15 protein-coding genes are annotated in these 24,373 nt (G+C 57.1%); 12 read left to right on the top strand and 3 right to left on the bottom strand.

Annotated features, from left to right (window positions below):
• Positions 1 to 222: 222 nt before the first annotated feature.
• A complete protein-coding gene (locus PQU98_RS07520) occupies positions 223 to 2,013 on the bottom strand; it encodes a DUF885 domain-containing protein (RefSeq protein WP_368408143.1) in 1,791 nt (596 codons plus the stop codon).
• A gap of 95 nt (positions 2,014 to 2,108) precedes the next feature.
• Between PQU98_RS07520 and PQU98_RS07515 the strand changes: the two genes are divergently transcribed.
• Both PQU98_RS07515 and PQU98_RS07510 read left to right on the top strand, forming a co-directional pair.
• Positions 2,109 to 4,529 carry a glycoside hydrolase family 127 protein gene (locus tag PQU98_RS07515; protein ID WP_272744286.1) on the top strand — a complete coding sequence of 807 codons (2,421 nt, stop codon included), beginning with the start codon at positions 2,109 to 2,111 and terminating at the stop codon, positions 4,527 to 4,529.
• Positions 4,526 to 7,654 (top strand): glycoside hydrolase family 2 TIM barrel-domain containing protein, encoded by a 3,129-nt coding sequence (locus tag PQU98_RS07510; RefSeq protein ID WP_272744285.1) that lies wholly within the window; start codon positions 4,526 to 4,528, stop codon positions 7,652 to 7,654. Before PQU98_RS07515 ends, PQU98_RS07510 begins: the two co-directional genes overlap by 4 nt.
• Before the next feature lie 5 nt (positions 7,655 to 7,659).
• On the opposite strand, the gene PQU98_RS07505 is transcribed toward PQU98_RS07510, so the two are convergent.
• The gene (locus tag PQU98_RS07505) at positions 7,660 to 8,763 is read right to left on the bottom strand and encodes an alpha/beta fold hydrolase (protein WP_272744284.1); all 1,104 of its coding nucleotides are present in this window, start codon (positions 8,761 to 8,763) and stop codon (positions 7,660 to 7,662) included.
• A gap of 120 nt (positions 8,764 to 8,883) precedes the next feature.
• Between PQU98_RS07505 and PQU98_RS07500 the strand changes: the two genes are divergently transcribed.
• Together PQU98_RS07500 and PQU98_RS07495 are read left to right on the top strand one after the other, a co-directional pair.
• On the top strand, positions 8,884 to 10,686 hold the full coding sequence (locus PQU98_RS07500) for a DUF885 domain-containing protein (RefSeq protein WP_272744283.1): 1,803 nt from the start codon (positions 8,884 to 8,886) through the stop codon (positions 10,684 to 10,686).
• Positions 10,687 to 10,700: 14 nt separating this feature from the next.
• Positions 10,701 to 13,028 (top strand): S9 family peptidase, encoded by a 2,328-nt coding sequence (locus tag PQU98_RS07495; RefSeq protein ID WP_272744282.1) that lies wholly within the window; start codon positions 10,701 to 10,703, stop codon positions 13,026 to 13,028.
• Positions 13,029 to 13,073: 45 nt separating this feature from the next.
• Here the strand turns inward: PQU98_RS07495 and PQU98_RS07490 are convergent, their stop codons facing one another.
• On the bottom strand, positions 13,074 to 14,777 hold the full coding sequence (locus PQU98_RS07490) for a GH39 family glycosyl hydrolase (protein ID WP_272744281.1): 1,704 nt from the start codon (positions 14,775 to 14,777) through the stop codon (positions 13,074 to 13,076).
• A 158-nt stretch (positions 14,778 to 14,935) separates the two neighbouring features.
• On the opposite strand from PQU98_RS07490, the gene PQU98_RS07485 reads away from it, so the two are divergent.
• The 8 genes from PQU98_RS07485 to PQU98_RS07450 all read left to right on the top strand — a co-directional run bounded on the left by PQU98_RS07485 (position 14,936) and on the right by PQU98_RS07450 (position 24,371).
• Complete coding sequence (locus PQU98_RS07485) at positions 14,936 to 15,805, top strand: transglutaminase-like domain-containing protein (RefSeq protein WP_272744280.1); 870 nt, start codon at positions 14,936 to 14,938, stop codon at positions 15,803 to 15,805.
• A 186-nt stretch (positions 15,806 to 15,991) separates the two neighbouring features.
• Positions 15,992 to 18,016: a glycoside hydrolase family 88 protein gene (locus tag PQU98_RS07480; protein ID WP_272744279.1), complete on the top strand. Its 2,025-nt coding sequence runs from the start codon at positions 15,992 to 15,994 to the stop codon at positions 18,014 to 18,016.
• 9 nt (positions 18,017 to 18,025) lie between these two features.
• Entirely contained in the window at positions 18,026 to 19,279 is a 1,254-nt protein-coding gene (locus PQU98_RS07475; RefSeq protein WP_272744278.1) for a DUF2264 domain-containing protein, read from the top strand.
• A gap of 129 nt (positions 19,280 to 19,408) precedes the next feature.
• A complete protein-coding gene (locus PQU98_RS07470) occupies positions 19,409 to 20,281 on the top strand; it encodes a hypothetical protein (RefSeq protein WP_272744277.1) in 873 nt (290 codons plus the stop codon).
• A gap of 5 nt (positions 20,282 to 20,286) precedes the next feature.
• Positions 20,287 to 21,624, top strand: coding sequence for a BNR repeat-containing protein (locus PQU98_RS07465; protein ID WP_272744276.1), 1,338 nt, complete (start codon positions 20,287 to 20,289; stop codon positions 21,622 to 21,624).
• A gap of 104 nt (positions 21,625 to 21,728) precedes the next feature.
• Entirely contained in the window at positions 21,729 to 23,018 is a 1,290-nt protein-coding gene (locus PQU98_RS07460) for an MFS transporter (protein ID WP_272744275.1), read from the top strand.
• 322 nt (positions 23,019 to 23,340) lie between these two features.
• Positions 23,341 to 23,916 carry an RNA polymerase sigma factor gene (locus tag PQU98_RS07455; RefSeq protein ID WP_438263861.1) on the top strand — a complete coding sequence of 192 codons (576 nt, stop codon included), beginning with the start codon at positions 23,341 to 23,343 and terminating at the stop codon, positions 23,914 to 23,916.
• A 17-nt stretch (positions 23,917 to 23,933) separates the two neighbouring features.
• Positions 23,934 to 24,371, top strand: coding sequence for a hypothetical protein (locus PQU98_RS07450; RefSeq protein ID WP_272744273.1), 438 nt, complete (start codon positions 23,934 to 23,936; stop codon positions 24,369 to 24,371).
• Positions 24,372 to 24,373: the final 2 nt, after the last annotated feature.

Raw genomic sequence — 24,373 nt, 5'->3', positions numbered from 1 at the left:
GGTCTCAGGGCTTCATCCGCCACACTATCCTACCTTCCATCTTCCCCTCCATCCTGAAGCAACAGGCGATATGACTCCATTGATCGCCGGCTCTCAGGGCAAACTTTCATCGCTCGTCCGGCAATAGCGGGACGGGCGTTTTTTATTCCCTAAGCCTTAGCATCAGACAAAAAAAAGGGACGCCTGCGGGCGTCCCATACGTTTCAGAAAAGGTGAAAGCGATTATTTTTCGTCCTCATAGGGGCTCTTGCCGCCATCGGCGATAAAGCGGTCATTACGCGCTTCAAGTACCGTCAGCGGCACAGAGCCCAGATCCAGCACCATGTCATGGAAGTTGCGCAGGTCGAATTTATCACCCAGCGCTTTTTCCGCCTTGGCGCGGGCCTCCCAGATGGCGATTTCACCCATATAGTAGCTGAGGGCCTGACCCGGTGTATTGATATAGCGGTCGGTCTCGGTGGTGATTTCGTGCTCGCTGAGGGCCGTATTGTCGCGCAGGAACGTCAGGGCCTGATCGCGGGTCCAGCCCTTGGCGTGCATACCGGTATCGACCACCAGACGGCAGGCGCGCCACATCTGATAGGTCAGCATGCCGAAATGCTCATAGGGGGTGTGATACATGCCCATCTCGCCCCCCAGTCGTTCGGCATACAGCGCCCAGCCTTCGCCATAAGCTGAGATATAGGTCGACTGACGGAACTCCGGCAGGGTCTTGTTCTCCAATGCAAACGGCATCTGCATGGCGTGGCCCGGCGCGCCCTCGTGCAGCACCAGCGCGGGCAGGGTATAGAGCGGGCGGGATTTTAGATTGTAGGTGTTGAGGATCAGAACCCCCGGCCCACCATTGCCACCTGTATTGAACGGCGCGATGGCTTCAGGCGTCGGGATAACGGCAAAGCGCTGACGCGGCAGGCGGCCAAAATAGTCTTTGGCCTTGCCGTCAAATTCCTTGGAAATGCGTGAGCCGCGATCAAGGAATTGCTGCGGCGTATCGACGTAGAATTGCGGATCGGTGCGCAGGAAATCGTTGAATTCCTGCAACGTGCCGGCATATTTGACCTGCTTCATGACATCAAACATTTCAGCCCTGATCTTGGCGACTTCATCGAGGCCGATCTGGTGGATTTCATCCGGCGTCATGTCCAGCGTCACATATTCGCGGATCAGGGCCTGATAGTAGTTTTTACCATCGGGCAGGTCATAGGCCGCAATCGTGGTTCGGGCCTTGGGCATATATTCGCTGCGCAGGAAAACCAGCAGCTTTTTATGCGCAGGGATAACCTTATCAGTGATGGCCTGCGCCCCCAGACGGCGTAATTCAGCCTGTGTTTCCGCAGGGATTGAGGCGGGCAGGGTCTTAAACGGCGCGTAGAAATTGGTATCGGTGACGGCCTTACCCTCATAGGGGATGGAGACCGAAGAGTCGCGTCCCTGAATGGAGATGCGAGACGGCGTAAATCCGCGCTTTAAGCCAGCGCGCAGATTATCCGTGCTTTGATCGAAGAAGCGCGGCACGTCGTTCAGCCAGGCGATATAGCGGCGATACTCAGCTTCGGTGCGCAGGTTTTTAGGGATGCCCCAGCTCAGGCTGTTCCAGAAGCCGAAGTTCATCTCGTAATTGCGGAATTTCTGATCCGCCAGTTGGGTGTCGATCTGATGGCGATAGACGATGTAATTGATCTGCTGCTCGGTGGACAGTGTCTTCGGATCGATGCGGTCAAGTGCGGCTTTAACCTCAAGCCACTTTTTCAGCTTGGCGTCCTGCGCGGCCTTTGAAACATCAGGCAGGCGGTCAGGTGTTTCGTCATCTTCGCGCGGGCCAAGGCTTTTCCGCCATTCCCATTCGGCCTCATATATGGCGGTGAAGGCTGCGTCAGGCGATGACGCAGAGCTTGGGGGCGCTGCCGTGGTTTCGGCGACCGCAACCGTGGCCATCGTGCCTGAAAACAAACTGGTGGTCAGGTACAGGCTCATCAGTAGGGGGCGCACAGGTGACGGGGATACTAACGGCATCTTTGGGCTTGCCTCACGAAATATTACAGCTATGTTGAAATTGTATACGGTATAATTAATCCTGTGCAACATCCTTTGTCCGTGAGAGGCTTGCCATGACACATTCCCCCCTTCATCTGTCACGCCGGTCATTGCTGAGCAGTGCGGCATTTGGCGCTATGGTGACGACCGTGCCAGGCCTTGCGCACGCGGCCTCTGGCACCAGCTTACCGGGGCGGGCGGCGTCTTTGCCGCTGAAGGATGTGCGCCTGCTGCCGTCACGCTATCTGCATGCGGTAGAATTGAACACGAAATATCTGATGGCGCTGGAGCCCGACCGGCTTTTGCACAACTACCATAAGTTCGCGGGCCTGTCGGTGAAGGGCGAAATCTATGGCGGCTGGGAATCCGACACCATTGCCGGTGAGGCTCTGGGTCATTACCTGTCGGCCCTGTCGCTAATGTATGCCCAGACCGGCCACGCCGAATGTGTGACGCGCATCAACTACATCATCGATGAATTGGCTAAATGTCAGGCCGCGCACGGCGACGGCTATGTCGCCGGTTTTATGCGTAAACGTAAGGACGGCACGATCGTCGATGGCAAAGAGATTTTCCCCGAAATCATGGCCGGTGATATCCGTTCGATGGGCTTTGATCTTAACGGTTGTTGGGTGCCGTTTTATAACTGGCATAAGCTCTATGCCGGACTGATGGATGCCCAGACCTATACCGGCAACGATAAAGGTATCCCGATTTTGATCGGCCTGTCGGGTTATATCGAAAAAGTGTTTGCACCGCTAAGTGAGGCGCAAATTCAGACCGTGCTCGACTGCGAATTTGGCGGCATCAATGAAAGCTTTGCCGAGCTTTATGCGCGCACCAAGGACCCGCGCTGGCTCAAGTTAGCGGAAAAGACTTTTTACCATACCAAGGTCATGGCGCCCCTGACCGAAGGCCGTGATGAACTGGCTAACCTTCATGCCAATACCCAGGTGCCAAAGCTGATCGGTCTGGCCCGCCTGCATGAAATCACCGGCAAGCCTGACTATGCTAAGGCGTCGGGCTATTTCTGGGAGCGGGTGGTTAACCACCATTCCTATGTCATCGGCGGCAATGCTGACCGCGAGCATTTTTTCCAGCCGGATAATGTCGCAAAACATATTACCGAGCAGACCTGCGAAAGCTGCAACACCTACAATATGCTGAAATTGACGCGGCATCTGTATAGCTGGTCGCCCAATGCGGCCTATTTCGATTATTATGAACGCGCCCACCTCAATCACATGCTGGCGCAACAGCATCCTGAAACGGGCATGTTCACCTACATGATGCCGCTGATGTCAGGCACGGCGCGGCGATATTCGACGCCATTTGAAACCTTCACCTGCTGTCTGTTGTCGGGTATCGAGACTAATTCCAAGCATGGCGATTCCATCTATTGGGAAGGCAAGGATACCTTTTTCGTCAATCTCTACATCCCTTCGACGGCCAACTGGCAGGCCAAGGGCGCTGATTTCGAATTGACGACACAATATCCCTATGAGGGCAAAATCACCCTGAACCTGAAGCGGGTGAACGGTGCTAAAGCCTTTGCCGTTGCCCTGCGGATTCCGGGCTGGGCGAAATCGAACACGCTTCTGGTCAATGGGAAGCCGGCGCTGGCCAAGGTCGAAAAAGGCTATGCCCTGATCACCCGCACCTGGCGCTCAGGCGATGTGGTGACGCTGGATCTGCCGCTTGATCTGCGTCTGGAAACCCCGCCGGGGACGGATAAGGTGGTCTCGGTCCTGCGTGGGCCTATGGTACTGGCGGCCGATCTGGGAGAGGCGGGCCCACCGACCCGCGGTGAGGTCTGGGAAGGGACGCCGCCGGTGCTGGTCGGGGCCGATATTCTGGCGGGCCTTAAGCCTGTAGCAGGGGAGGTGGCCGTCTACCGCACGCAAGGTCTGGGCCGTCCGGGTGATGTCACGCTTAAGCCGTTTTACGCGCAATATGAGCGCCGCATCGCCGTCTATTTTAACCGCTATACCGATGCTGAATGGGTGGTGGCGCAAGAACAGGTGCGCGCGGAACAGGCCGCCCTTAAAGCGCTGGCTGAGCGGTCAATGGACATCATGTATCTGGGGGAGATGCAGCCGGAGCGGGATCATAACTTAACGACCGGCGGGGCGTCCTATCCCGTCACCTATCGCGGTCGTAAGGGCCGCGATGCCCGCACCGATGGCTTCTTCGAGTTCGATATGGCCGTCACCAGGGACGGCAAACCTGCCGGGCCGCTAGTGCTTCAGGCGACCTACTGGGGCTCAGAGGTCAACAAGAATTTCTACATCAGCATCGACGGCGTGCGCATCGCCCATCAGCTTCTGACCGGCACAAAACCGGGTGAATTCTTCGATATCGACTATGCCGTGCCGGTGGAGTTGACGCGCGGCAAACAAAAGGTGCGCATCCGTTTTGAACCTGCCGCCATGAGCCGGTGCGGGCCGGTGTTTGGGGTGCGTATATTTACAGCCGATAAAGGTAACAAGGCATGAGTTCGGTAGTGTGGCGTTCGCTCCTTTTGGCCACCGTCATGGCCATACCCGTGGTGGCTTTGGCCGCGCCCGACGTATCAGGCCGGGCCGAGTGGGAGCAGCCGGAAGTGGTCGCCGTCAACCGCCTGCCCATGAAAGCGACCTTTTTCAATTACGAAACGGTCGATAAGGCTGTGGCGGGCGATATGGCGGCCTCTGCTAACTATCTGTCGCTGGACGGGACGTGGAAGTTTGCCTTTTCAAAGACGCCGGAAACCCGTCCGGTCGATTTCTATAAGCCTGATTACGATGTCTCTGGCTGGGGTACGGTTCAGGTGCCGGGCATACTTCAGGCGCAGGGCTATGGCACGCCGATCTTTAGCGCAGCAGGTTATCCGTTCGGGGCCAATGAGCCGTTCGTCAAGCATGAGGTCAATGAGGTCGGCTCTTACCGGCGGGACTTCGATTTGCCTGCCGCTTGGGATGGCCGCGATGTTATTTTGCATATCGGGGCGGCGGGGGCGGCCTATTACATCTTCGTCAATGGTGAAAAGGTCGGCTATGCCGAAGACTCCAAACTGCCGTCGGAATTTGATCTGACGAAATATGTCAAGGGTGGCAGAAACACCATTTCCATCGAACTTTACCGCTATGCCGACGGATCGTACCTGGAGGATCAGGATTTCTGGCGCCTGTCGGGGTTTGAGCGCAGTGTCTACCTCTATGCCGAGCCGAAAACGCGGCTGGCCGATTATACGGTCAAGGGTCTGCTCGATAAGACCTATAGGGACGGAGTATTTTCGCTTGAGGCCGAACTGGGCGGCGCCAGGGGATCGGGGACGATCACGGCAACCGTCTATGACGGCGATGTCGCGGTTCTGAAAACGTCCGGTCGCGCCACAACGCAAAAGCCCGCGAAGCTGTCCGGCACGATCAAAAACGTCAAGCCGTGGTCGGCGGAAGCGCCAAACCTGTACCGCATGGTTATCGAATATCGGGACGGTAAGGGCGCCCTGATTTCGGCCACCGCAAAGAAAATTGGTTTCCGCACAGTTGAGATGCGTAATGGCGAGGTGCAGGTCAATGGCAAGCGCGTGATGATCAAGGGCGTCAACCGCCATGAACATGACCCGCGCACCTTCCGCGTCGTATCGCCGGAGACAACACGCAAAGACATGGAGCTGATGAAGCAGGCCCACGTCAATGCCCTGCGCCTGTCGCACTACCCGAACGACCCGCACGTCTATGATCTGGCCGATGAATACGGCCTCTATGTCATGGATGAGGCCAATATCGAGAGCCATACCTATATGGCCATGATCCGCGACATTGATCAGCGCTATAAGGCCCAACTGGGCTATAAGCCGCACTGGTACGCCGCCCATCTGGACCGCGTTTCGCGCATGGTTGAGCGCGATAAGAACGTCACCTCGGTCATCTTCTGGTCGCTCGGCAACGAAGCGGGTATCGGGCCGGCGTTTGAAAAGTCTGCCAAGTGGATTCGCGATAACGACAAGACCCGCCTGATTAATTTCTTAGGCCACGGCACCATCGGGGAAGAGCACCTCCCCAATCTTTATGTCGATATCTATGCGCCCATGTATGACGACATCGAAAAGATGGCGGACTACGCGAAAGATGACCGCTACAGCCAGCCGATGATCCAGACCGAATACGCCCATGCTATGGGTAATTCTCTGGGTAATCTTGAGGAGTACTGGGAAACCATCCGCGCTTATAAAAAACTGCAGGGTGGATTTATCTGGGACTGGGTTGATCAGTCCATGCTCCGCAAAGATGACAAAGGGCGTGAATACTGGGCGCAGGGTTTTGATTATGGTGATGGCTCATGGGAAGATACGGCGACCATCGGTGACGGCGTCATTCAGGCCGACCGCACGCCTGACCCTGAATATTACGAGCTGCAAAAAGTCTATTCGCCGGTCGTGTTTGAAGGCGACCCTACGTCCGGTAAGGTCACGGTCGTCAATCGTAACGACCTGATCGATCTCAGCGGCTATGACTTCGGCTGGAAGCTGGAACGCGACGGCATTACGGTTAAAACGGGGACGCTTAGTGGTGTCAGTGCCCCTGCGGCTGGCCGGTCAGAGATTTCGCTTGATCTGGGTGCCGTCAGCTATGATCCGTCAGCGGAATATGTGCTTACCCTTTATGCCACTGCCAAAGACGACCGTATGCCGGGCTTGGCCAAAGGCTCATCTATGGGTTGGACGCAGTTTGTCATGCAGGCCGCAAAGCCTGTACCTGTAACGCCTGCGGGTTCGTTGAAAGTGGCCAAGTCTGCGGCGCAGGTTGAACTATCCGCCGGACCGACGCGTCTGACGGTGGATACTAAAACCGGTGAGATCAAATCTTATGCGGTCGGCGGTGAGACCTTGCTGACCGGCGGCACGCCCTATTTCTGGCGCGGCCTGACCGACAATGACGACGGCACCGGCGTGGCCACCAGCCACGCGATCTGGAAGTCTTTGAGCGAAAAGCGCACACTGGAAACCCTCGATGTGTCTGAGGCCGGTGAGGTCAGGGTCGGCTGGCGCGTCGGGGCGGGATCGGTGAAATTCACCACGACCTACAGGCTCTATGGTGATGGTACACTCGATGTAAAGGCCGACTACGTGCCGGTGCGTGATGACCTGCCCGATCCGCTGCGGGTTGGGATGAAGTTCACCAGCAATCCAAAACTGGCCAACATCGAATGGTACGGTCGCGGGCCGCAGGAAAGCTACTGGGATCGCAAGACCGGCGCGGCTATTGGTCTTTATGCGGGTAAGGTCGCGGATCAGTATCACGACTATATCCGCCCGCAGGAGAGCGGCAATAAGACCGATGTGCGTTGGATGGCACTTAAAACCGATGCCGGTGTGGGGCTTAAGGTCACCGGCCATCAGCCTTTGTCGGCCAATGCTCTGGCCTTTCCGGTTGAGGATCTGTACCTGCAACCGGTGGGCAAGCGCCATAGTTCCGATATTACGCCCCACGGCGACGGCACCCTGATGATCGATGCCGTGCAATCGGGTGTTGGCGGCGATACCGGCTGGAACTGGATCGGGCGGCCGCTGATGAAATACCGCATCCCCCATGCGCCGATCAGCTACGGCTTTACGCTAAAGCCGATCGTGAAATAGCCCCTCTATTTGTGTTCCGTCTTTTTCAGCAGTTTGGTCAGGTCATCCTTCCAGAACTTTGCCCAGGTATGGGTGCCGTGACCGCGCGTCTCCGGTGACGACGGGATCAGGCGATAGGTCGTGGTTTTCAGACGCGGCAGGGCTTTTTCCGGTATGCCCAACTCCGGCGGATTGATGAAATCATCGCCGGAATTGATCCATACGGTGGGGGCCGTTATTTTCTCTAGTTTTGGCCACGGATTATAGGTGCGTGACGCGTCGAACTGATAGATGAAATCATTGGCATCGCGCGACGCGATGTCTTTCTCGATCCGTTCACGGATATTGGCCTCCGCCGCCGCACGGGTCGGGAACTGGGCCTGAAGATATTCCGGCGCGCTGCCGGCCATGACCGACAGGGCCGCCGCCGTGCGCAGGCCGTGAACCGGCTGAGCCGTGTAGTTGCCGTCTTGCCAGACCGGATCGGCACGGATGGCATCCATAGCGGCGACGCGCCACATGCGGTTGCGCCCGGCGATCTCAACCGGCTGGCAGGCCATCGGCATCAGCGCGTCGGCAAAATCAGGGTGTGTCTCGGCCCAGACAAAGATGTGCATACAACCCATCGACGTGCCGAAGATCAGCCGCAGATGATCGATCTTGAGGCCGGCTTTGAGCATCTGGCGCTGGGCTTCGACCATGTCGTCATAGTCATATTTCGGGAACGCCATACGCAACCCGTCGCTGGGTTTAGACGAGGCGCCATGTCCGATATTGTCGGGCAGAATGATGAAATAACGGGTGATATCGAGCGGCTGACCGGGGCCGTAAAGCTCATCGGCGAACTGCGGCACCAGAAACTGAGCGCCCGACCCGCCGGTGCCATGCAGGATCATGATGGCATTATCGATCCGGCCTTTGGCATCATAGTGCGGGGTGCCCAGGGTGCGGTAATTCATCTTAAGTTCGGCTAAGGTTTCGCCGGACTTGAAGCGGAAATCCGTCAGGGTCACGCTGGCCGGTTTGGCGAGTGAGGCGTCAAACGCCGACGCTGGTGAGGCGGCCAAAATTGCCCCGATCATAGCGGCGGCCAGATGTACTTTGAAGGATTTCAACCTCAGTTTGGTCATGACGGGCTCCGGTAAGCGGTTGCGCGATAAAAGACGCGTGAACGGGTGGGCTAAGTGTTGACACTAAAGTATATCGTATACAACATACAATTCAGTGATGTTCAAACAGGTGGCAGGGATATGGCGCGATCAGCAGTTTCACTTTTTCTGGGTTTAGTATGTACGGTCTCTCCGCTGACCTTATCTCAGACCGTTTTGGCGCAAACGGCAAGCCCGCCAATGGCTCAAGCCGATCAAACCGCCGATCAGCGCCTGAAAGCGCTTTATGAAGCCGAGTGGACCTGGCGGCAGGCGGAGTATGGCCGCTCCGGGCCGGGGAGAGGCACTAGCTCAGACAAACTCCCCAGCGTGACGCCGCAAACCTATGCCCGCCGTCTGGCCTACTGGGATAAGGTGCTGGCCGAACTGAGCACACTGCCGGTGGCGCAACTGTCCCACGACGAAAAGATCAATTACGACGTGTTTCTGGCGTCGGTATCCGCTGAAGCCAATCAGATCCGTTTCAAGACCTATGAGGCGCCGTTCAATTCCGACAGCTTTTTCTGGACCGGCATGAACCCGCGCACGCCGTACCGTACGGCGGAGGACTATCGCAAATACCTGAGCCGAATGAAGGACATCCCGCGTTATTTCGACGAGAACACCGTCAATATGAAGGCGGGCCTCAAACGCGGCTGGACCGTGCCCTATGTCTCGACCATCGGCCGTGAAAAGACGATGGAGGCCTATACCAAGGCCGACACGACCAACCCGTTTTATGAAGCCTTTGCCCAGATGCCGGACACGGTGCCTGCCGCTGAACAGGCCGCGTTGAAGGCCGAAGCCCAGACCGTCATCCGCGACGTGGTGGCGCCGGCCTATGTTAAGCTGCACACCTTTTTTACCAAGGAATATCAGCCCAGGGCGCGGCGCGATATCGCTGCCTACAGCCTGCCGGATGGTAAGGCGTTTTACAAAGCGCGGATGCAGGAGTTTATCACCCTCGACCTCACGCCCGATGAGGTCCATCAGATCGGCCTGAAAGAAGTGGCCCGTATCCGCGCCGACATGGAGCAGACTATGAAGGATAGCGGCTTTACCGGTACCTTCCCGGAGTTTCTGGTGTTCATGCGCACCGATCCGCAATTCTATGCCAAAACCCCGCGCGAACTTTTGTCCTATTCAGCCTATGTCTCCAAAAAAGCTGACGGCAAGTTGAAGGATTTCTTCAACGTCCTGCCGCGCTATCGCCATGCCATTTTACCTGTGCCGGATGCGGTGGCGCCGATCTATACGTCGGGTCGTGGCGGCCTCGATAGCTGCCTGATGAACACTTATGATCTGCCGTCGCGCCCGCTCTATAACCTCGCGGCCCTGACCCTGCATGAGTGTACGCCGGGCCACTCCTATCAGGCGGCGGCCGCCTTAGAAGCGCCGCCAAGACCTGATTTCCGTCGTGGCACGGGCTTTTCCGGCTACGGCGAAGGCTGGGGGCTCTATACCGAATGGCTGGGCACCAAGATGGGCATTTATGAGACGCCCTACGAAGAGTTTGGCCGTCAGACTTTTGAGATGTGGCGCGCCGTGCGTCTGGTGATAGATACGGGGATGCACACCAAGGGCTGGACCCGTCAGCAGGCGATGGACTATCTGACCGAAAATACCGCTCTGGCCCCGCTGGATATCAAGAACGAGATTGACCGCTATATCGCCTGGCCCGCACAGGCTCTGGCGTACAAGCTGGGTGAGCTTAAGATGCGCGAAATGCGTAGCTTGGCGGAGACTGAGCTGGGTATGGATTTTGATCAACGTACCTTCCACGACACCATTCTCAATATGGGTTCAGTCCCACTGACGACGTTTGAGTCGGAAATGAAAGCCTATATCGCCGCTGAAAAAGTACGTGTGCAAACTAAAGCCACGACGACACCTGTGGCAAACTGATGTCTGGATCGTCCATGAAAAAATACCTCAGCGCGGTGGCTGTGGCTGCCCTTACGCTTGCATTTGCGGCACCGGTTATGGCTGCGTCCCCAACGGTGGCTGACTATGAACGCTCGATCGGCCTGCGTGAGGCTTGGGTTGGTTTTGCGCAAAATATCGCCGAACCGGGTCACTGGATCGAAGGTACGCACAAGTACGTCTATCGCCGCACGGTGCCGGGCGGGTTCGAATTTGTCATGCTGGATGCCGATACTCAAGGCAAAGCTCCGGCCTTTGACCATGACCGGCTGGCGGCGGCGTTCACTAAGGCGATGGGTAAGCCCTTTACGGGCCTGAAACTACCGTTCACCGAAAACTTCACCACCATGCAGATGACCGATGCCCAGACGGTGACGGCGCGCCTCAATGAGGTGACATGGATATGCACGCTGACGGATTATGTCTGCGCGCCGCAGGTCGATAAGCGTCAGCCACGTGGCTTTGGCGTCGTCCGTGACCTTAAGGTGCCTGCTGATAATACGCCCAAACCGTCGCCCGATGGTCAGTGGGTTGCGTTCGTTCAGGGCTATAATATCGCCGTGAAACCGGCGGCAGCCGGTGGGGCGGTGACGTTGCTGTCGACCGATGGCTCTGAGGGCAATTTCTATGATTCGGAATCGATCGTCTGGTCGCCGGATTCAGGCAAGCTGGCCGCATATCGCGTAACACCCGGTTACCGCCGCGAAGTCACCCGCGTGATCTCATCCCCGCCCGATCAGGTGCAGCCCAAGGTCGATGTCCAGCTTTATCCCAAACCCGGAGATGCCATCGATATCGACCGGCCCGTTTTGTTTGATGTCGCCGCAAAACGTCAGATCAATGTGCCGTTTGAGCTCTTTGCTAACCCAATTCAGATGGGGGATCTGAAATGGCGTAAAGACAGTGCCGGGGTGCGCTTTGAGTTCGATCAACGCGGCCATCAAGTCTACCGCCTGATTGAAGTCGATGCCGCATCGGGTAAGGCGCGCGTAGTCGCCGAAGACACCAGCAAAACCTTCATCAACAGCTATAGCCGCAGTTTCGCGCACGATGTCGGCGGTGAGGGCAAGGAAGTCATCTGGATGTCGGAGCGTGATGGCTGGAACCATCTTTATCTCTATGACGCAAAGTCAGGTAAGGTGAAGACACAGATCACCAAAGGCGAGTTCGTCGTCCGGCAGGTCATCAAGGTCGATGAAAAAAAACGCCAGATCTGGTTTGCCGCTAATGGGATGCGCAAAGGTGAAGACCCTTACCTTCAGCACTACTATCGAGTCGATTTCGATGGCCGCAATCTGACACCGATCACCACGACCCATGCTTATCACGATGTGGCGTTTTCATCGGACATGCAGTTCTATGTCGATACCTATTCGCGTGTCGATCAGCCCAATATCGCCAAGCTGCATAAGGCTGATGGTGCGGAACTGGTGCAGCTTGAAACGCCGGATATCGCACGGTTACTTGCCGCCGGTTTCAAGCCGCCGGAAGTGTTCACCGCCAAGGGCCGCGACGGCACAACCGACATCTGGGGCGTGATTGTTCGCCCACAGAATTTCGATCCCAATAAAAAATATCCGGTCATCGAAAATATCTATGCCGGACCACATTCATCCTTTGTGCCCAAGACCTTCTGGCCGTTCGGTCCGCACTCCAGCGGCGATAAGGTCATCGGTATGCAGGCTCTGGCCGACATGGGCTTCATCGTCGTGCAGATCGACGGCATGGGTACGCTTAACCGTTCCAAAGCCTTTCACGATAAGGCTTGGAAAGATATCGGCGATACGGGGTTCCCCGACCGGATTGCCTGGCATAAGGCGGCGGCCTCCAAGTACGCCTATTACGACATCAGCCGCGTCGGTATCTACGGTGGTTCCGCCGGCGGTCAGAACTCCTTAAGCGCTCTGGTCTTCCAGCCCGATTTCTATAAGGCCGCCGTGGCCTATGCCGGCTGTTTCGACAACCGCATGGACAAGATCGGCTGGAACGAAGCGTGGATGGGCTGGCCGATTGACGAAAGCTATTCACGGTCATCCGGCGTCGATAATGCCAAAAACATGACCGGCAATATTCTGCTGGTGACGGGCGAGTTGGATATGAACGTCGATCCGGCCTCAACGCTTCAGGTCGTCAATGCCCTGATCAAGGCGCGTAAGGATTTTGATCTGCTGATCGTCCCGAACGATGGTCATGGCGCGCTAAGAACTACGGGCGATGTATCCTACGGCCTGCGCCGTCAGTATGATTTCTTCATCCGCCACCTTCAGGGTGAGGACACGCCGGACTGGAACAGCGATCCGTCCACGGCCTCCAAAGCCCCTTGAGGCACAGCAAAAAAGCCACCGTATCAATGTGCGGTGGCTTTTTAATTACTCGATAATCAGAAGCGTGACCCCTTGTCGGGCGAGAGGCATATCAAGGGCCGCGGCCCCCTTGCTGACCGCCATCGCGGGCAGGACTTTCGGGTGCATGACGGATGCGGCTTCCAGCACCTTATACTGATCCTGATCGGGCGATTGCGGCGCGCCCATCTTTTGCCAGACCGTATAGGCATTAGCGGTGGTCTTATCGACCAGATACTGCGTCACCTTGCGGGTCTTGGCCTTGCCCAAACCCGACAGTTTCAGGCTGATATCGGCATCAGGGCCTGTCAGGTCGTTATCGTTATAATGCCATATCAGAACGGCCACTTTTGCGCCGTCACGAGTGGCCATGACGCCGACATCGTTTTTCTGGGTCACGCTGGCGATCATCTCATCAAGCGGCACTTGCGCCGAACTGCTGGCAGCTACAGACTCTGGCCCAAGCTTGGCGTACATGCGAAAGACATTGAGTACGGGCAGGTCGATGCCATTGCTGGCCAGTTGCCGATAACCGGCAAACCACGGCTGATCCTCAAAGGTGAAGGCCCAGGTCAGCACCCCTTCCAGATTGACCTTGTGCCGTTCCGACAGTTCCCAGATGCGGGCAAAAGACGCCGCGGTATAGCTGGAATACATAGTACCATTGCGATAGCCGTTTTGCGGGCCGGGGCAGGCGGCACAGCCTTCCGGATCGCTCTCACCGATGACGATGGGGGCGGATTTTAGTTCCGGCACGGCGGCGATTTTCTTAAATCCGTTATCGACGGCTTTCAGGTGGTTATACATGCCCATCTGGACATAACCGCCAGACGCATCCTTGATAAATTTCGGGCTGCCCTTGGCATGGAAAGCCAGAAAATCCGTCGGCGTGCCGGTCTCACCCGTGGCGTAGTTAGTGCCTGACACCACATGTTTCAGGAACCCGTCCATGAAGGCGCCGCCGGAACCGGCCACATCCGGCCCGCCGACCTTCGCTTCGGGGAGGGCGCGTTTGACGCCGGCAATGGCGTAGTCGTGGGTCTTATAAAACTCCTCCGGCGTGCCCTTCCAGTAGGACGGGCCGTTCGGTTCGTTCCACACCTCAAAATACCAGGTCAGAACCTCATCGCGGCCATAGCGTTCGACATTATGCTTGGTCCATTGATAGACCAGTTCTTCCCACTTTTTGTAATCATTGGGCGGATAGTTCCAGCCGCCTTCGATCAGTTCGTACCTGAAACCGGGCCGCCACGAATGGCGATAAGCTGTACCTTCCGGTGCCGACGACAAAGCCTCTGGCATAAAGCCGATCTGTAGATAGGGCCGCACGCCGCGATCAAGATATGAATCGATGATCATATCGGTGATCATCCAGTTATAGACCGGATTGCCGTCCTTATCTTCGGTATAGGCGTTGGTTGATCCCCACTTGAAGGCGGCGGTGCCGTCGCCGGTATTGAGCAGGTTGTGGGCGCGGAAATAGACCTGTTTGGGTTTTAACTCTCCCAGATGGGTCAGCAGTTTCTGGCCGTCCTTCATGGTGGCGTAGTTGGGCTCATCGGCCCCGAAAAAGCGCCAGACCGGCTTGAGCGGGCCGGTCGGTTTGGCGGCATCGACCGTGATGGTCACCGGAAAGCTGTCTTGCGCGGCGACGGGCCATGCCACCAACATGGCTGCAGACGCCAATATGGCCGCGCCTGTCTTTAATCTGGCGCGCTTAAATCCTTGCATGGTCTCCATCCTGTTCTTAATTGTTTAATTGTGATTGGAGGTGATCGGATGTCTTTTGTCAAGGTGGACGAACCCCTCTCCGACTTGCAGAAAAGCATGGACTTCTTTCAGGTCATTTGAGCTTAGTATCGTTTTTTCCCTTTGCTGGAATCGCTTAGATGACCGTTCGATATAAGCTCGGTTGTGTCCTCAACTATGAGGTCATTACGCCCACAGTATTTATCTTCAATATCGAAGTCGCCCGGCTTAAGCGGCATATCGATCTCATTGAAACCCTGATCGTCATTCCGGATCAGACGCTAAACACCTACATCGTCCCCGACATTAATAACCGCTATTTCGGTATCCATGCGCAGCCCGGCCCGATGACCGTGCGTTATGAGGCCGAAGTGTCTCTCGATCCCCACAGCGCTGACCCCGACAGTATCAAAGAAATGCCGGTTCAGCATCTTCCCCTCGATATCATGCCGTTTTTGCTGCCGTCACGCTTTGTGCCGTCTGACCGGCTGGCCGATTTCGCGCGTAAGGAGTTTGGCTACCTGCGGCCGGGGTTTAACCGCGTCACCGCCATCTGCAACTGGCTTTACAACAATATTGACTACCGGCGCGGGTCGTCAAACGAGCAGACGATTGCCACAGAAAGCCTGATCCTGCGGGCAGGCGTATGCCGCGACTTTGCCCATCTGGGCATCGCGTTTTGCCGGGCGCTTGAGATCCCCGCGCGGTTTGTGAGTTGCTATGCTTACGGCCTGGAACCCAGCGATTTCCATGCGGTATTTGAAGTCTATCTTGAGGGGCGGTGGTGGTTGTTTGACGCCACCCGCCAAGCCAGTCTGGATGGTCTGGTCAGGATCGGCGTCGGGCGCGACGCTGCCGAAATTGCCTTTTGCTCCCCCTTTGGCGGGATCGTCGATTGCGGGCCTGTGGAGGTCACCATGCAACGCGCTGATGGCTCACCCGAACCGTTCGAGCGCACGACCCAAGCGATTTCCACCGAAGAGCCGGCGCCCCATGCCGGGGCGGCTTGATTGAACGTTTGTCTCTATATTTGATCCATCGTTCCGATTTTTAGTATTGGATTTTTGGCCGATGTGTTCCATAACTGAGGCAGAAAATTAAAAATCCGGAGCGGAACAGGTATGAGGCACATCCGATATTCATCACGCAAATGTCTTATGGTTGCGGCGGTTGCGCTGATGGCAGGATTTGGGCCTGTGACCAGCACAGCCATCGCCGCGCCTAAACCGTCTGAACAGACGAAAGCTATTCCCTACAAGCGCGCCGAGGTCATAGCGCTGGCCGAAAAAGTGGCGGATTATCAACTGGCCACTATGGCGGGCGGATTTGTACCGCTGAACGCGTCAGGCGATACACCGCACAAAACCGGATGGGTACAGGGGGCTTTGTTTGTCGGCCTGACCGACCTTGCCGACCGCAGTGACAATCCGATCTATAAGCAGACCATCATCGCGCGCGGCATGGGTAATAAATGGCAACTGGGGTCGCGTACCTATCATGCCGACGATCATGTCATCGGTCAGTCTTATCTGTGGGCCTCGCGTAACGGGGCCGGTTCCGCAGCGATTGCCCCGCTGAAAGAGCGCTTTGACCGGATACTGGCCCATCCGCCGACGGTTGGGCTGGAGCACCGCGACTATTCCGATCCGCGCGGGGTCGATTGCGATCAGCGCTGGTGCTGGTCGGACGCCATATTCATGGCCCCGGCGGCGTGGCTGGAGCTATCTAAGCTCACCGGCGATCTGAAATATGCCGACTATGCCAAGCGCGAATTTTCGGCCACGACCGCCTATCTTTATGACAAGGACGAACACCTCTATTACCGCGACTCGCGCTTTTTTAACCGGCGCGGCCCAAGCGGTGAAAAGGTGTTCTGGAGCCGCGGTGATGGTTGGGTCCATGCCGGTCTGGCGCGCATGATCCCATTATTACCTGAGGGCGATCCGGGCCGCGTCGAGATGGAAACCGTCTTTAAGGAAATGTCGGCCAAACTGATCCAGATTCAAAAGCCCGATGGTTACTGGTCGCCGTCCCTGCTGGCCGACCCCGCCACCTCACGGCCGGAATCGAGCGGTACGGGCTTTTTTACCTATGGTCTGGCCTGGGGCATCAAGGCCGGATTGCTGGATCGCAAAACCTATGAGCCGGCGGTGCGTAAGGGCTGGACGGCCCTGACCCGTTCCGTGCACCCGGACGGTAAGCTGGGCTATGTTCAGCCAGTCGGCGACCGTCCCGAAAATGTCTCCTATGACGACACTCAGTTTTACGGCGTCGGCGCATTCCTGCTGGCCGCGACCGCTGTGGCTGACCTTGACCTCAAGCCGGGCAAAGACCTGACCGTGCCATCGGCCTCAGCCCCGCGCGCTCAGGCGGTGCTGAACGTGCAGCAGGGCGGCACCTTGAAGGACAACCGGCTTCAGGGCGGTACCTTTAAACTGATGGACAGTTACGCTGTGCCCGCCGATCACTTTCTGCATGACGGGCTGATGGCGTTTGAAGGCTTAGGCTGGGAGTCTGATCTGATTGGCTACCGGATCTATCTGGATGAGCGCATGGCCATTGATATCTTCGGCAAGAGAACGCCGGATGCCGTGCTCCATACCCTTGGCAAAGGCGCTGACGACTATCACGACATGGCTCCGTGGGGCATGGATATCTTTAAGGTCGGCAACACGGTCGGTCTTGGCAGTGTCGGCCGTCTGCGCGACAATAAAGCCGTGCAACTGGGCAAGTCAGCCATCAGTGTTCGTGTGATCGGCAATGATCCGGCGCAGGCGATAACCGAGGTCAAAAACGCTGACCTCGATGGCGGCAAAACCGACCTGACCACGCAGTTTTCGATCCGCTCCGGCTCGGCGCTGACGCGGGTATCGGCCAAGGCTACGGGGGCGGGCGATCCGTTTGTGACCGGCGTCATTAAGCATCCCGGCGTGACGGTGATCACCTCCGACGCTGATCCGAACGGCTGGGCCTATGTCGCTACGTGGGGCAAACAAAGCCTGGTCAATGACGATCTGGGCATTGCAGTCTTTTATAAGCCTGCTGCCGTGACCGGCGCGCCGTCTGATGATGGGGCTAGCCTTTATGTCACCTTCAAAGATCCGAAACTGATGGACTATGCTTTCGGAGCGGCGTGGGTGCAGGATCGTCAGGGCGTAGGAAGCCTCGAAGACTTCCGCTCATGGCTGAATGAACGGCGGGTGGAACTGAGTTCACAATAGGGGGCGGGGATGCACAGACGTGATGTGATGAAACTGGGCGCAGGCGTCGTAAGCCTTGGCGGCTTGTCAGCAGGGGCAGCGCAGGCCGCTAAGCCCAAAGCCATGAATGACCGGGCCTATATGGCCGGTTTGCTGCAAAAGATGGCTGAGCCGGTGCTGATCCCGATGTCTAAGGGCGAGTTGAAAAAGACCTTTCCGGTCGAGGTCAGCCCGACCTGGGATGGCCGCGACAGGTCAGTTACCTATCTGGAATGTTTCGGCCGCCTGATCGCCGGTGTGGCGCCGTGGCTGACCCTGCCGCAAGATGATACACCAGAGGGGCGGGTGCGTAAAACCCTGACCGAGGCGGCGCTGCAATCCTATATGCACAGCGTCGATCCGAACAGCCCGGACTATCTTTTGTGGCGCAGCGAAGGGCAGGCGCTGGTCGATTCGGCTTACTTTACCAATGCCCTGATGCGTGCGCCCAAACAATTGTGGGAGCCGCTCGATACCACGACGAAACGCCGGATCATTGAGGAGATCAAGGGCCTGCGCCGGGTGTCACCGCCCTATACCAACTGGCTGTTGTTTGCCGCCATGAACGAAGCCTTTCTGCTGATGGTCGGTGAAGACTGGGATCCGATGCGCATCGATCTGGCCATCAAGAAAATGGATGAATGGTATGTCGGTGATGGCTGGATCGCGGACGGTAAAGCCTTTCACTTCGACTATTATAATTCCTACGTCATCTACCCAATGCTGATTGAAATTCTGGAGGTGCTGGTGGCCACCGGTGCCGGTTTCAACAATCTGAAACCCGCGGACATGCTGGTCAAATATATCAAACGGGCTGGTCGCTATTGTGAGCATCTGGAGCGGATGATTTCCCCCATCGGCACCTATCCGCCGATCGGTCGGTCGCTGACCTATCGCACGGCGGTGTTTCAGCCCCTGGCGCTTTTGGCGTGGCGCAGGGCTCTGCCTTCAAGCCTGCCCGGCGGGCAGGTGCGCGCGGCTCTGACGGCGGTGCATAAGGCGATATTTACGGAACCATCTAACTTTACCAAAGACGGCTATTTGACCATCGGTTTTGCGGGTCATCAGCCGGAACTGGGCGACTGGTATTCCAATAATGGCAGCATGTATATTACGTCTGAGAGCTTTCTGGCTCTGGGCCTGCCTGCCGATGATCCGTACTGGACAGCCCCCGCTGCCGACTGGACGCAGAAAAAGGCCTTCAGCCACCAAAAATTCCCCAAGGACTATGCGGTGGACTACTAATAATCACAGATTATGATAGGTTTGACGTAAGTTGTATTCTGTAGTGCGTATACGGTTCTGAGCATTCCTCAACATCTCCAGCGCATCTGACGCTGCGGCAGTAAATCTGCGGCGTGGAAAGGTACAATCATGTTTAAATCTATCGTCCGCATGGGCGCGATTACCGCCATGATCGGTATCGGGGTTTCGCCTGTTCTGGCTCAGACTGGTGATAACTGGTCGGTAAAAGCGGCTCAGAACGGAGGCAAATCTGCTGCTGCCCACGCCGTTGCACCACTCCGCATGATGGAACTGGCCTGCAATGGCCGCACGCCGATGCTGGGGGTCGGGGTCGCTCTGAATGCACAGGTGGCGACGGTGCCGATTACATTCTCCGCTCCGGGGGCGGCGCCCGTAACTCTGACTTTGACGCGGATGGGCAACAGTCAGGCCTTTGTGGCACCACTTCAGAATACGGCCCTGCTTGACCTGTTGTCATCGCAAAATTCGGTAACTGCGCAGATTGCTGGGCGTAGCGGTATTATCAGCCTGAGTGGAGCGCAGGCGGCGCTTAAAACCGCCCTTGCAGGCTGTTACGCACCACAGGTGGCCTCAGCTAAGCCCGCACAGTCTACGCCGGCATCGTCCCCGGCGGGTGTTGATGTCACCCACGCGGGTTTTCCGTTCAAGATCGGCCGCTACATTACGGGCAAAGACTGCAATCGTAAGACTATGGACTACGCTCTGTTTGATATCAGCAAAACCTTGAGCCACGAATATGAGGCTGACGGCAGCACTCATTTCCGTAAAATCGTCAAAGTGGCTGAAGGGACGTATCTGATCAGCGAACAAAGCGATTTTGTGGACTTTGTTTCCAATGACTCACCGGATAAGAATCCGATGGATGTCGTCAAATACGTCAGCACGGGCCCGAACAGTTTTCGCACGATTGCCAAAGATTACACCGCCGATTATCTGTGGTGCGCCCCCACCACGACGGCGGGACGATATGGAAAATATTAGGATACATGCTTAGACTTTTTAAGATGCCGGGATTTTTTACAATACTGGCCGCGGTTGCGGGGTGCACCTTACTGCCCCAGACCGCAACGTCTCAAACCGCCTCTACGCCACCCGAAGCCATCGACCGGGTGTGGAGCGGCCATAGTGTTGATTTCGCGCTTCTGACCACACAAAGCCATATCTATGCCGCCTATTATGATGCCAACCGGCAACTGACCGTGGCGCAACGCCCGCTGAATAATCCGGCGCACTGGGTCTATCACAAGCTGGATACCTGGCTGGGCTGGGACAGCCATAATTTCATCGCGATGGAGGCCGATAGCCGCGGGGCGATCCATGTGGCGGCCAATATGCACGTCGATCCGCTGACCTATTTCAGGTCGGCGCCTTCTGGCGATGTGCGCACCCTGACGCGAGTGCCGGTCATGGTCAGCGAAGAGCGCGAAGGGGCCATGACCTATCCGGTGTTCCTGAAAGACAAGTCTGGCCGGCTGATCTTCAAATACCGTGACGGCACCAGCGGGCGAGGCAATGAAGTCTACAACCTCTATGATGACGTAGCGCGGACATGGGCGGGGCTGACCTCGGCGCCTCTGGTTGATGGCGAGGGGCAGCGCAATGCCTATTTTGAAGGCCCTGTGCAGGGTAGCGACGGTTATTTTCATATGGCGTGGGTGTGGCGCGACAGCCCCCATGCTGAGACCAATCATGATCTGAGCTATGCCCGTTCAAGCGATCTGATCTCATGGCAGACCTCTGACGGTAAGCCGCTGACCCTGCCGATCAAGCTGAGCAGAGCCGAAATTGTCGATCCGGTGCCGGTCAGGGGCGGCATGATCAACGGCAATACCAAAATCGGCTTTGACGATCAGGGCCGGGTGATGATCACCTATCATAAGTACGATGGTTCAGGCTTCACCCAGATATGGGTGGCCAGACGCGAAGCCGGCGGATGGGTGCGCCGTCAGATCAGTTCTTGGCGCGATTACCGCTGGGACTTCAAGGGCACCGGCTCGCTTGATACCGAACTGTTTGTCGAGGCTGCCCGTGCGGGCGACAAGGGGCGGCTGATCGTGCCGGTCATGCGGCTGGGGCAGCGCACCCAGTTTGAGATCGATGCCAATACCCTGAAATTAATCGCAGAGCGTCCGGTGGCCAACCTTGCGCAGCATGTCCGGCCTATGCTCACCGTGCCGGATGATATGCGCATCAGGACGATTTCGACCCTTGATGCCAAAGGGCGTCAGTACGTGCTGGCCTGGGCCACGCGACCGCCGCAACGTGATCGGCCATCGCCGGACATTCCCGATGCGGGTGAGCTTAAGCTGTTCGTTTTACCGTAAAACAGGTTAGCGCTATCATTCGGCGCTGGCGTGTCGGAAAAACATGGTTATGAATGGGTGGGTCAGACAAAGACGCCATCATAATCATAAAAAGAGGCCCACCCATGAGTGCCTTGCCACAGGTTGAGGATCGCCCTGAGATCGTTAAAAAGATTACCCTGCGGCTGTTGCCGTTTCTGGGTCTTTTGTATCTCATCGCCTATATAGACCGGCAAAATGTCAGTTACGCCAAGCTTCAGATGGTCGGTGATCTGGGCTTAAGCGAATATGCCTACGGCCTTGGGGCCTCACTGTTTTTCATCGGCTACTTCCTGTTTGAGGTGCCGAGCAACCTTATCCTGCAAAAGGTCGGCCCGCGCATCTGGTTTGCGCGCATCATGATAAGCTGGGGGATTGTGACGGTGGCGCTGGCCTTCACCACCAATGCCACCATGTTCTATATCCTGAGGTTCCTGCTGGGCGCGTTTGAGGCCGGGTTCTTTCCGGGCGTGCTTTATCTGCTGACGATATGGTTTCCCACCAGCTACCGCGCGCGTATGGTCGGCGGGTTTATGTTCTACAGCGCCATTGCCAATGCGATCGGCGCACCGCTGGGGGGCGTTTTGCTCGATCTGGACGGCTTGATGGGCCTGCGCGGCTGGCAGTGGGTGTTTATCGCGACCGGTATACCGGCGTTGCTGGCCGCCGTAGTGACGTTTTTCTACCTGCCCGACACAGTGGCCAAGGCCAAGTTTCTGACTGAGGCTGAAAAAGACTGGCTGACGCGAACCCTGACATCTGAGGATCAGCGTGACGCCCGCACCTTGCATCATAATCCGTTGCAGGCCCTGTTTGACCGGCGCGTGCTGGTGCTGGCCCTATGGTATGTGTCTCTGCCGCTGGGGGCCTACGGAATCTCCTACTGGCTCCCGACGATTGTTAAGGGGTTTGGCGTGTCAAATACCGTCAACGGCCTGATCAATATAATTCCGTGGGTGCTGGTGGCGGCGGCTCTGTGGATCGTACCTAAACTGGCGGCGCGATCACAGTCCACGGTGCGCTATATCGCGGGCCCGGCGCTTATCGGCGCCCTGTGTCTTTTGGCCAGCGTCTATGTGCCGGGAAATGCCTTGAAGTTTGCTTTCATATGCTTAGGCGCGGCCGGTGTCTTTTCCGCCCAGCCGGTGTTCTGGTCGCTGCCGTCGCGGTTTCTTACCGGGGCTTCAGCGGCGGCGGGGCTGGCGGTGATTAATTCCATCGGCAATCTGGGCGGCTTCGTGGCGCAAAACATTGTGCCTCTGATTGCTGACCGCACCGGCAGCGTTGAGGCGCCCATGCTGTTTGTGGCGGGCTGTGTCTTAGTGGCAGCGATCACCATCTATCCAGTATTCAGGTTCGTTAAGCGGCCATTGTAAGACAATATATCGGATAGCGACGGAAACAGCGCGGCCTGACGTTAAACTTTTGTAATCTGGCTCGATAAGAGCGCAGAGTGATGGTTTTTCGGTAAGGTCATTTTGGCTCGGATCATGGTGCGCTACGGTCTAAAACGCGAAAAGGGTGATGCGGCGACCGCACAGGCGGCGCTAATCCGGCGTGGGCACTTGACTCTTAACCCTTTCGGCGGGCAGGTTGCACATGACCTGTGAGGTGCGATATCTTGCGGGGGCGGTGGTCGCAGACGGCTATGGGGGCGAAGTCTGCAACGACTCCAGAGGGGATAAAAAGCACGCGCGCATGAGTGGCGATCCCGACGAAGACCTGATGGCGAAAATCAGCCGCGGCGATATCGGCGCGACGCAATTGCTGGTGTCCAAAAAACTGCCGCGCATGTTGTCTCTGGCCAAGCGGATGCTGGGGGACGCGACCGAAGCCGAAGACGTGGCGCAGGAAACCCTGATCCGTGTGTGGAAACAGGCCGCCAACTGGGTGCCCGGTAAGGCGCGGCTCGATACCTGGATGCACAAGGTGGCGCTAAACCTGTGCTATGATCGCCTGCGTCGCCGCAAGGATACCGTGCCGTCCGATGATCTTGAGATGGACGACGGGCAGGCCGGGCCATCCGTTCAGCTTGAGCAAAAGCAAACCGCCGAGCAGGTGGCGACGGCGCTGGATACTCTGCCGGAGCGGCAACGTCTGGCGATCGTTTTATGTTACTATCAGGAATTATCGAATATTGAGGCGGCCACGCTGATGAACATCAGTGTGGATGCCCTGGAAAGCCTTTTGGCGCGTGGCCGACGGCACCTGAAAACGGTGCTGTCACCTGAGCAGGCGGATACACCCGCCCGTCTCATCAAGCGTAGCGCGTAAAGGCAAGGAGTGCAGGCATGTTGATCAAGACCATAGGTTCACAACGTTTCAAGGCTATCGTCAGCGCTTACGGGGCTAATCCCGACCGCTGGCCGGCCTATGAGCGCGCCGCCGCGTTAGAGTTCTGCCGCAAGTCGCCGCAGAAGGCCAATCAGATGATGCGTGAAGCGCAGGAGGTCGATAGCTTACTGGGCTTCCTCAAAGCACCGCAGGCGTCTGAGGCCTTGCACTGGCAAACGCTGGGTCTGCTGATGCCGCAAGGGGCCGCGGTTTTGCCGTTTGCGCCGCGCACTGCCCCGCTGAAATCGCCGTTCGTGTGGATGACGGGGGCGTCGCTGGCTGCGGCCTGTGCGGCGGGGATTATCTTAGGCATGAGTTTAAGCCTGCACAGCATTGTCGATCAGCGCGTTCAGGACGTGCTGGTGCAGACCAGCATTGTCGATCTGGAGAACTGATA

The organism is Asticcacaulis machinosus (genome assembly GCF_028550435.1).
Lineage (GTDB): Bacteria > Pseudomonadota > Alphaproteobacteria > Caulobacterales > Caulobacteraceae > Asticcacaulis > Asticcacaulis machinosus.
This window is presented reverse-complemented; position numbering and strand designations above follow the sequence as displayed.

Coding starts and splice junctions, on each gene's coding strand:
- PQU98_RS07470 (WP_272744277.1), top strand. CDS start 19,409: ATGTTTAAATCTATCGTCCGCATGGGCGCGATTACCGCCATGATCGGT.
- PQU98_RS07490 (WP_272744281.1), bottom strand. CDS start 14,777: ATGCAAGGATTTAAGCGCGCCAGATTAAAGACAGGCGCGGCCATATTG.
- PQU98_RS07460 (WP_272744275.1), top strand. CDS start 21,729: ATGAGTGCCTTGCCACAGGTTGAGGATCGCCCTGAGATCGTTAAAAAG.
- PQU98_RS07515 (WP_272744286.1), top strand. CDS start 2,109: ATGACACATTCCCCCCTTCATCTGTCACGCCGGTCATTGCTGAGCAGT.
- PQU98_RS07495 (WP_272744282.1), top strand. CDS start 10,701: ATGAAAAAATACCTCAGCGCGGTGGCTGTGGCTGCCCTTACGCTTGCA.
- PQU98_RS07505 (WP_272744284.1), bottom strand. CDS start 8,763: ATGACCAAACTGAGGTTGAAATCCTTCAAAGTACATCTGGCCGCCGCT.
- PQU98_RS07465 (WP_272744276.1), top strand. CDS start 20,287: ATGCTTAGACTTTTTAAGATGCCGGGATTTTTTACAATACTGGCCGCG.
- PQU98_RS07500 (WP_272744283.1), top strand. CDS start 8,884: ATGGCGCGATCAGCAGTTTCACTTTTTCTGGGTTTAGTATGTACGGTC.
- PQU98_RS07510 (WP_272744285.1), top strand. CDS start 4,526: ATGAGTTCGGTAGTGTGGCGTTCGCTCCTTTTGGCCACCGTCATGGCC.
- PQU98_RS07475 (WP_272744278.1), top strand. CDS start 18,026: ATGCACAGACGTGATGTGATGAAACTGGGCGCAGGCGTCGTAAGCCTT.
- PQU98_RS07485 (WP_272744280.1), top strand. CDS start 14,936: ATGACCGTTCGATATAAGCTCGGTTGTGTCCTCAACTATGAGGTCATT.
- PQU98_RS07450 (WP_272744273.1), top strand. CDS start 23,934: ATGTTGATCAAGACCATAGGTTCACAACGTTTCAAGGCTATCGTCAGC.
- PQU98_RS07520 (WP_368408143.1), bottom strand. CDS start 2,013: ATGCCGTTAGTATCCCCGTCACCTGTGCGCCCCCTACTGATGAGCCTG.
- PQU98_RS07455 (WP_438263861.1), top strand. CDS start 23,341: ATGAGTGGCGATCCCGACGAAGACCTGATGGCGAAAATCAGCCGCGGC.